Annotated in this window: 8 protein-coding genes; 2 read left to right on the top strand and 6 right to left on the bottom strand. The window is 35.6% G+C overall.

From position 1 onward, the window contains the following. The 4 genes from EZM65_RS13925 to EZM65_RS13910 all read right to left on the bottom strand — a co-directional run. Positions 1 to 1,989 (bottom strand): PorP/SprF family type IX secretion system membrane protein (locus EZM65_RS13925; RefSeq protein ID WP_136669163.1); only part of this gene is annotated, 1,989 nt, incomplete at its 3' end. Between the two features lie 24 nt (positions 1,990 to 2,013). After that, positions 2,014 to 3,480: a gliding motility-associated C-terminal domain-containing protein gene (locus EZM65_RS13920; RefSeq protein ID WP_136669162.1), complete on the bottom strand. Its 1,467-nt coding sequence runs from the start codon at positions 3,478 to 3,480 to the stop codon at positions 2,014 to 2,016. A gap of 89 nt (positions 3,481 to 3,569) precedes the next feature. Continuing rightward, complete coding sequence (locus tag EZM65_RS13915; protein WP_136669161.1) at positions 3,570 to 4,853, bottom strand: hypothetical protein; 1,284 nt, start codon at positions 4,851 to 4,853, stop codon at positions 3,570 to 3,572. Positions 4,854 to 4,900: 47 nt separating this feature from the next. Beyond that, entirely contained in the window at positions 4,901 to 5,335 is a 435-nt protein-coding gene (locus EZM65_RS13910) for a hypothetical protein (protein ID WP_136669160.1), read from the bottom strand. Between the two features lie 434 nt (positions 5,336 to 5,769). Between EZM65_RS13910 and EZM65_RS13905 the strand changes: the two genes are divergently transcribed. After that, positions 5,770 to 6,918, top strand: a complete 1,149-nt coding sequence (locus tag EZM65_RS13905; protein ID WP_136669159.1) for an ATP-binding protein — start codon at positions 5,770 to 5,772, stop codon at positions 6,916 to 6,918. Positions 6,919 to 6,921: 3 nt separating this feature from the next. Beyond that, complete coding sequence (locus tag EZM65_RS13900; protein WP_136669158.1) at positions 6,922 to 7,305, top strand: DoxX family membrane protein; 384 nt, start codon at positions 6,922 to 6,924, stop codon at positions 7,303 to 7,305. Positions 7,306 to 7,401: 96 nt separating this feature from the next. On the opposite strand, the gene EZM65_RS13895 is transcribed toward EZM65_RS13900, so the two are convergent. Next, positions 7,402 to 7,983: an OmpH family outer membrane protein gene (locus EZM65_RS13895; RefSeq protein ID WP_136669157.1), complete on the bottom strand. Its 582-nt coding sequence runs from the start codon at positions 7,981 to 7,983 to the stop codon at positions 7,402 to 7,404. Between the two features lie 251 nt (positions 7,984 to 8,234). Next, the gene (locus EZM65_RS13890) at positions 8,235 to 9,083 is read right to left on the bottom strand and encodes a bifunctional 2-polyprenyl-6-hydroxyphenol methylase/3-demethylubiquinol 3-O-methyltransferase UbiG (RefSeq protein ID WP_136669156.1); all 849 of its coding nucleotides are present in this window, start codon (positions 9,081 to 9,083) and stop codon (positions 8,235 to 8,237) included. Positions 9,084 to 9,145 lie beyond the last annotated feature (62 nt).

Raw genomic sequence — 9,145 nt, 5'->3', positions numbered from 1 at the left:
GTCTGCTTCTTCTTTTAAACGTGCGGCTTCCTCTGCTTTAGCTCTTGCCTCTGCATCTGCTCTTTCTTTTGCCAGACGCGCTGCTTCCGCTTTCTCTACCGCTATTCTGTCTGCCTCTTCTTTTGCGCGTGCATCAGCTTCCGCTTTAGCTCTTGCATCAGCTTCCGCTTTAGCTCTTGCATCAGCCTCAGCTTTCTCTCTTGTCAAACGTGCCTGTTCTTCTTTCAAGCGTGCCGCTTCCTCTGCTTTGGCTCTTGCCTCCGCATCAGCTCTTTCTTTAGCAATACGCGCTGCTTCTGCTTTCTCTGTTGCTATTCTGTCTGCCTCTTCTTTTAAACGTGCGGCTTCCTCTGCTTTGGCTCTTGCCTCTGCATCAGCTCTTTCTTTTGCCAGACGTGCTGCTTCAGTGCGTTCTGCTGCTAATCTGTCTGCTGCTTCTTTTGCTCTTGAATCAGCCTCAGCTTTCTCTCTTGCCAGACGGGCCTGTTCTTCTTTCAAGCGTGACGATTCCTCTGCTTTGGCTCTTGCCTCTGCATCAGCTTTTTCTTTTGCCAGACGTGCTGTTTCTGCTTTATCCGCTGCTATTCTGTTTGCTTCTGCTTTTGCTCTTGCATCAGCCTCGGCTTTCTCTCTTGCCAGATGTGCCTGTTCTTCTTTTAATTGTGTAGCTGCTTCAACTTTAGCTTTAGCAGCATCAGCAATCTTTTCTTTTCTTAATCTTTCTGCCTCTGCTAATGCTTTAGCTCTATCCTGTTGTGTTTGTAACTTGGCATCTGCCTGCGCTTTCAATCTTGCCTCTACTTCTTCTTTAGCTTTTAAAGCTGCCAAACGGTCTTCCTCAGCTTTCAACCTTGCGGTTTCCTCAGCCTTAGCTCTTACTTCTGCCAGTTCTGCTTCTCTCTTCAATCTCTCAGCTTCCTGACGTTCTCTTTCCTGCTGTTGTTTTAAGGCTAATTCAGCACCTCTTTCCTGAGCCAATTCCTGAGGAGTTTTCTTTTTCACACCAACAGCTTTATCAGCACCTGATGGATTGGTCTTATTCGTTGCTCTTACAATTGGTTTTTCATCCTCAAAATCACCATAACCTCTCAATTTATAAGCTAAAGTGATTTCGTGCGAATAACCAAAATTGCTGATATTGCCCAATCCTTTTTCTATAGAATATCCTAATGAAAATTTCTTTGCCAATATAAAACCTACACCGACAGAAATACCATTTAAAGTATGATAACCAGCCTGCGCCCAACCTGCTTTTGGTGCATTGAATAGGATAGAACCTGCGAAGGCAGTATTTTCCTTTCCAATGTCCGATCGTATTAAAGTAGAGAATTTTGCTCTTTCCAAAAAACCGTATCCATCAAGATACCCTGTGTACATACCATGCACACCAAAGGTTTTGGCCGGATCATCCTTAACCAATCCGGACGGATTAAAGTTGTAGTAAAAAATATTGTTTGCTACGATTCCAAAATCAAAAAAACCAGTGGAATAATTAATTCCCGGATTTACTGATATTAAAGAATGTTTGGGAATATTATCAAGATTTTCAGGGGTATTTGTAATTACTTCTCCTGAATTAAGTCCACTGTTTACATAGGCAAGATTCAGTCCAAATGTAAAGTTGGAATCACTGTTAATCTCAACATTCCTTACAAAATTACCTACAAGTCCAAAAGTCGAATAGACATTGAACTTGTTTTGAAATAAGCCAAAGCCCATACCATTTTGCTCCCGGAATTTACTTGAAAAACTAAAAAAATAGTCGGTACGTGAATTTTCAAAACCCACCCATTGTCTTTTATTATAAAAACTCAGAAAGGATTCGTCCTCGCGGACAAAGCTAAAAGTAGGGTTGATTAGAAATTTATTGAATTTTAATGAGTTTTTAGCTGGCAAGTCAAAAGGAACAACTCCGTTTTCATCAGATTGCCCTTGAGTTTGTATAAAGAATAAAGTAAAAACTAAAATGCTAAAAACTTTCAATTTCATTGGGGTACTATTTATTTGCTGTAACTATTTTATAACAGTTATTGAACCTTTTTTAAGTGCAGTTCCTCCTTTTGATATTACATAATAGAAAATAGGATTAACTGATTTAAATTCTATTGGACCGGAAGGCCATGAGTCATCATAATTTTTTTTCCTGAAGACTTCTTTTCCGAAAGAATCCAAAATTAATATTTCAATGTCAGTGGATTTATATTGATCAGGAATAATCCAGGTATCATTGGCTCCATCTTTATTATTCGGGCTGATCAGGTTAGGTAATTTAGTCGATTCAATTCCAATTTTAACTCTGAAAATAATTTCCTTCTCAAAAACACATCCTGAATTTTGTCTTACTTTTAATTTATAGTCACCATCAATAGGTGTTACTACAGTGTAATTATCGGTTGTACTAACCGGAGTGGTATTTCCAGGTTCCAACCAAGTATATGTAGGACTGACTGCATCAGTAGTTGCAGTAATAGTCAAAGACTGTCCTGCATCAATGTAATTAATGGAAGGACTTACTTTAGCATCGATATCTAAATTAAAAACTTCAGCAGTCAATGTAATACTATTGGATGTTGATTCACAGGCTGTACCCGGATTAGCGACAGCTTTATAAGTACCGGCAACTCCAGTTTGGTAAGTAGAAGAAGTTGCTCCGGTAATTTTTGCATTGTCCTTATACCATTGGTAAGCATAGCCGGGTGTAGCACTTAAAGTAGTAGGATCTGAAGGACATATATTTGTTCCTTTGCTTGATGTAATTGCAACAGATGTTGATGTTGTTGCTATCGATACTGTAACCGGCTGGGATTTAGATGATTGTCCGTCATCATAAGTAGAACAAGACCCATAATCGATAAACACTCTGTAAACACCGGAAGTTGTTACATTAATAAAATAAGTACTTTCATTAGAAATTATCTCACCGTCTTTAAACCACTTATATTTAAGATTGGGATAAAACCGCGGCGAACGGATAGTTGGCGTATCCGGGTCAATTTCCAATTTTACTGAACCATTGGAGCCACAAATAGAAATAGTTTCTGCTTTTCCATTTATGAAAAAATTTGTATCAAAAGGCATATAGTGCGCTTCAAATGGAGTTGAAGAGGGGCTTGCCGCAACAGGGCTGGTACTTGTAACCCTTAATCTGTAACCTATTCCATCAGTATTTGCTGGAATTGCAAAATTACTAAAGGTTGCAGGACTGACAGTTGCAGTTATTTCAGCTAAAATTGTTGGATTAGAAGCTGGGAAAAATCCGTCTTTATCTGACAATTCCAATCTAAATTTATTACCTGCTGAAAAGGAAGCTGGAGTAAAAGTAAATGAACAGTCAAAATAATTTGTAGTCGGAGTAGCACAAATAAAACCAAAAGTATATGTTGGTGCGCCTATTGACTGTGAAAAACCAAACTGAGCTATTAATAAAATAAAAATATGTTTTAATACATTCTTATTAAAAATGAAAGGAAAGTTTTTCATACGTCTAAAGCATTAAGGTTAAGTTTTTAAAGTAAAGAAATCCACTGGATACATTCCAATGGATTCTTTTAAAACTTTAAATTCATTTCTTATTTTCCAGCAGTGAACTTACCAACTTTAACTCTAAAATCAGGAGATTTAGTTTCATTAGAAGATATGAACAACTCTGTATTAGCAGTTTTTTCATATAAGTTAAAGAAAGAAGGATTACCGTAGTAGTCTTCTAAATCATCATTATTTGATGAATCAGCGATAAAGATATTTCCTTTACAATTGTTGAAGAATACCTCAGAGAATACTATTTTTTTCAATCCGCCGGCTTCCGGTTTGATTGCATTATCAAGAATCACTGCAGGTGCAAATCCTGAAATTACACTTCTTTTTAAGCTCAATCCAGCATTAGCCCCTACAAAAATACCTTCTTTAACCAAGCCACTTGCCAAATCCTGCTCAAAACTGTCAGTATTGTTTACAAGCGTACAGTTAGTTGCTGCTACATTTGTAGTTGGTTTGCTGAAATCAGCCTCTTCTTTTTTATCGTAAGAATTCACGTTTAGACATCTTGCTCTTGATGAACCTGAATATAATGAATGTCTAACAGCCAAAGAATTGTCTAATTTTACCTGTGCTCCTTGCGTAAATCTAAAATCATCACCTGAAGCTCTTAGTGTTACCATATTTTTCATAGCAACTTCTCCTCCTAAAACTTCCACACCATTTCCTGCAGAAAAGCTGGTCATTACATTTTCGATAACTGTTCTGTTACCTACTCCGGCAAGTGTAAGTGCATTATAGTCTTTGAATCCTTTTATTTTTTTTCCTGCAAACTCAACACGTAAAAAACGCATAATCCCTGAATTTGCAAAAGGATTTGTTCCTCCATAAATAGTTTGTGATGGATCCAGTTCATAATTAACCCCAGCTGTACCGCCATATTTGTTGATAGGAGCATCACCAAGAATTACTAAACCTCCCCAGTCACCTGCTTTTTTCACAGGTTTGTTTGAAGTAAAAACTATAGGATCTGTTTCTGTACCGTTAGCCTCAATTCTTCCTCCTTTGGCAATAATTAATGCACCATTGGTTTCAGAATCCCCCTTGATTACCGTACCCGCTTCAATCGTTAAAGTTACACCTGCCGTTACATACACAGGACCCTGCAATAGGTAAGTATTCCTCTTTTGTAACGTTTTATTAGCTGTAATCTTTCCGTATAAGATTTCTGTAGCTTCGTTATACTCCGTCTTAGCTGGTCTGAACTCTGTCCAGTTATTTAACCAATTTGTAGAACCATTGATTCCCTTCTCTTGCTGTGCATTCACAGCTATCGCTGCAAACAAAGCTATCCATTTTAAGTTAAATAGGTTTTTCATGGGGTTTATTTTAGAAATTTGAGACTAAGATAATAATTTTTTTTTAATTATTCATTAAGTTGATTTAATTCTCGCAGCATACTTTCATAATAGAGAATTGATGATACTAAGTTCCCTTTGTCTGCATAAGGTGTCATTAAACTTTGAAATTCTAAAGTTCCATTAACAAATTCTAAAGTATTTGCCTGCTGTAAATCAAGTGCTTTGTTGTTTTCAGCAGTATCAGGAATACCAACGTCAGTCATAGTCATTCCTGGTTTATTAGTCAATGCTATGTATGGTAAAATGTTCACTAATACTTTTATCCGTTCTTTGTATAACTCTAAAAGTTGCCCTTTCTGCATTCCATCCAGCTCACTTTTCTCATGAAACTTTTTTAAAGCAGCACCACTAGTACTGATAATACTTTTGGGCTTTTTTTGAGCATTCATATTTTCTACTGCAAAAAGCATGAATAAGCTTAAAAAGATAATTTTCTTCATGGTAAATCTTAATTTTTAGTTGTTAAAGTTCTAATTGTCCAAAAATATACTTTTAAATTGAATTAACAATTCTTTAATAACTTTTTTTAATACTGCTTGTTAATCTGTTTTAAAAGTCGTAAAAAAATTTAATGCATTTCATTTTTTAAACAACTAACCAAAAGCGTGCCAAAATTTTATTTCTGTTAAAAAAAATATAAAAACTGTTTTTCACCGATTATTTTTAACGCTTTGTCGATAACAAATATAAAATTATTTTTTTACTAAGTTGTTAATTTTGAGTTGATTTGACGATTTTTATCGATTTTATTAAAAAACGCTTATTTTGATAATTATTATGCAATTAAAATAAAGTTATTAACAATTTAATCTTTTTATATCTATATCGCAATTAAAAATTTGATTTCAAATTCAACTCGCTTACTTTTGTTTTTATGTTATTTAAAGAAATTACAGGACACGAACATATTAAAAACCATTTGTTAACAAGTGCAGCAAACGCCAGGATTCCTCATGCACAATTGTTTGCCGGGCCTGAAGGCATAGGTGTTTTACTTACTGCAATCGCTTATGCCCAGTATGTTTTATGCTCTAATCATGGTTTTGAAAACGAGGGCGGGAGAGAAGCCTGTAATTTGAAATTTCAAAATTTTTCACATCCTGACCTGCATTTTGTATATCCTACAGTCACGACAGAAGATGTTAAATCGAAACCTAAAAGCCTTGATTTTCTTCCTTTATGGCGCGAATTTCTAACTGAGAAACCCTATGGCAGCTTATTTGACTGGTACGACAAGCTGGGTGTGGGAAATAAACAAGGAGAAATAAGGGTAGAGGATGCCACCGAAATTTTAAAATCACTTTCTTTAAAATCATATGAAGGCGGCTATAAAATTATGATTATCTGGATGGCCGACAAAATGAATGTGGCCGCATCCAATAAGCTTTTAAAATTATTAGAGGAACCAACGGATAAAACTCTTTTTATTTTAACTACTGAAAATGAGGAGGATATACTGCAAACAATTCGTTCCCGGTGCCAGGTTATCCATTTTCCATCCTTAAGTGAGGCTGCAATAGCAAAACAGCTGGCAGAATATGAAGGAGTAGAGGAGAGGAGAGCCATGACCATTGCCCACAAAGCACAGGGAAATTATAACAAAGCATTATCGTTATGCCACAACGTTAACGAAGATGCGCCTTTTGAAGAATGGTTTGTTACGTGGGTACGTGCGGCCTTCAGAGCGAAAGGGAATGCTGCCGCAATTCAGGATTTAATTAACTGGAGTGAGGATATTGCAAAACTGGGCCGTGAAACTCAGAAAAAATTTCTGCATTTTTGTACAGATATGTTCCGACAGGCATTACTGTTAAACTATAAGGCTGAACCGTTGGTTTATTATGAATCAAGCATAAAAGGCTTTGATCTGGAAAAATTTGCACCTTTCATAACCGGCAACAATATTACAGAAATATACAAGGAATTAAACGATGCTGTCTATCATATTGAGCGTAACGGCAACGCGAAAATAATACTTACCGACTTATCTATAAAACTAACCCGATTAATCCATAAAAAATAGATTATGAGCAACTTAGCAGGACTAATGATTTTACTTTTTTTAGCCGTGACTTTTTTACAGTCAGGCTATGATAAATTTACTGATTACCAAGGCAATTTAGGATGGCTGAAAGAACATTTTAAAGGCACTTTTTTTGATGGAAAGGTAGATTTCTCTTTAAAAACCATTTTAATTTTAGAGTTGATTGGTGGCTTATTATGTATTGTAGGCGCCATAGAATTGTTCATAAACGGCGGAACAGCTTTTGGAAAATGCGGCGCGGTTGTTTCATGTGTAACATTGCTGATGCTGTTATTCGGACAGCGTGTGGCAAAGGATTACGATGGAGCACGCACCATTGCAATATATTTTGTTACAGCTGTTTTAGGGGTTTATTTATTACAATAAATATTAAAATAAAAACCAAACAATAAGTTTTTTGCTGGTTTTTTAATAAAAGAAAAGCGCTCTAAATGAGCGCTTTTCTTTTATATTTTAAGAAGATTATTTCTTTTCAGCCGGATTAGCTTCTTCTTTTTTTGGTGCCGTATTTTTTGCTCCACCGGTATACTTTTCGTTTAAAGCTTTTACAACCTCTTTAGTTATGTCATAGCTGTCTTTTGCATATAAAACAGTAGCGGCATCACCAGTTCCATAAATATAGTCGTAACCTTGTTTTTTTCCGTATTCTTTTATGAATCCACGTACTTTTTCAACAATTGAATCGCGTTTTGAACCGCCTTCAGCCTGTAACTGTTGTGTTATAGCTTGCTCAGCATAAGCCAATTGCTGTGTGCGCTGCTGTAATTCGGCATATTTTTGCTGTGCCCATACCTGACCTTTTGCCATTGCATTTTGCTGGAATGCCTTCTTTTCAGCATCTAATTTACGGGCTTCAACCTCAAGTTCACGTCCTTTAACCTCACCTTTGGTTTTAAATTTGTCCTGCATTTCTTTTGCCTCCTCATATTCTTCCATCAGTTTGATAGTATCAATATAGGCTGTCTTAAATTCTTTTACTTCAGGAGCTTTATTACACGCTGCAGCCGCAACTGCAATCGCAGCCATTACAACAATCTTCTTCATGCTTATTTTTATGTTTGATTTTAAATTTTGGTAAAAATAGAATTTTTATTTTAAAAAGACGAAGAGAAAAAAGACGAAGAGAAAAAATGGTAAAATGAATTATAAGAAAAATTTATACATATTATAAAACAATAGATTTTTATAATTAAAACCCGCTTAAATAAACCACCTTTAAAACAATTTAAAAAAACACAAAAGGTGTTTCGATATGAAACAGCTTTAAATACCTTTAAAAAGCCTGAAAATGCGTTTTAGTCGTTTTCTATCACATAAATGTGCGATGAATATTCCTTAGTGCGATTGGCTTTTATATTTGAACGCAATCCAATCAAAAATGCACTTAAAAAATTCATTTTTCCTGTTTTGTATTTTTCTGATAGGAGGGAGACATAAAAACTGTCAAAAACCATTGGAAGGATTTTTATCAATTTCATGTTTTCACGTGAAACCAACTTTTCGATACTGGTTTTTGAAAAATGCCAAAGATGTCTTGGCACATCATAAGCTGCCCAAAATTTCCCGTAATGCTGCGCGTCGAACGATTTGAAATTGGGCACCGCAATAATTAAAGTCCCATTTGGTTTCAATAATCGCTTTAACTGTTTGATTTGATGCTCAATATCAGGGACATGCTCAAGAACATGCCACATCGTAATAACATCAAACTGCTGATTTTCAATACTTTCTATAGTATCTTTAAAGGAAATTCCTTTGGAAACTGCTAATTTTTTTGCATTTTCGTTAGGTTCTACACCAGTTGTATGCCAACCAGCGCCTTTTGCAGTCACTAAAAAGTCTCCTGTACCGGCTCCAATGTCCAGTAAACTTCCTTTTTTGCTATGATAAGAATTAATCAATCCCACTTTCTTTTTCAAGGAATAGGATTTAACGATATGGTATATTTTTTCAAATAATGAACGTTTCGCGTCAGTATGTGATATATAATCTTCGCTTTCGTAATACGACCCCAAATTTTCCAAGGCAGGCTGGGGGTGGGTTTTTAGTAATTGCAATTCTGAATCCAAAAGTAATTCGAAATTTTCTTTAGATACGGAATGATCCTGCACTTTAATGTAAACGTTTTGTTCTGAAAAATTCATTTTCTATTTATTCAAAAACCTTCGAATTAATTCGAAGGTTAAAATTTTATATTATTAATTAA

It is taken from the genome of Flavobacterium sp. H122 (genome assembly GCF_004959765.1).
GTDB lineage: Bacteria > Bacteroidota > Bacteroidia > Flavobacteriales > Flavobacteriaceae > Flavobacterium.
This window is presented reverse-complemented; position numbering and strand designations above follow the sequence as displayed.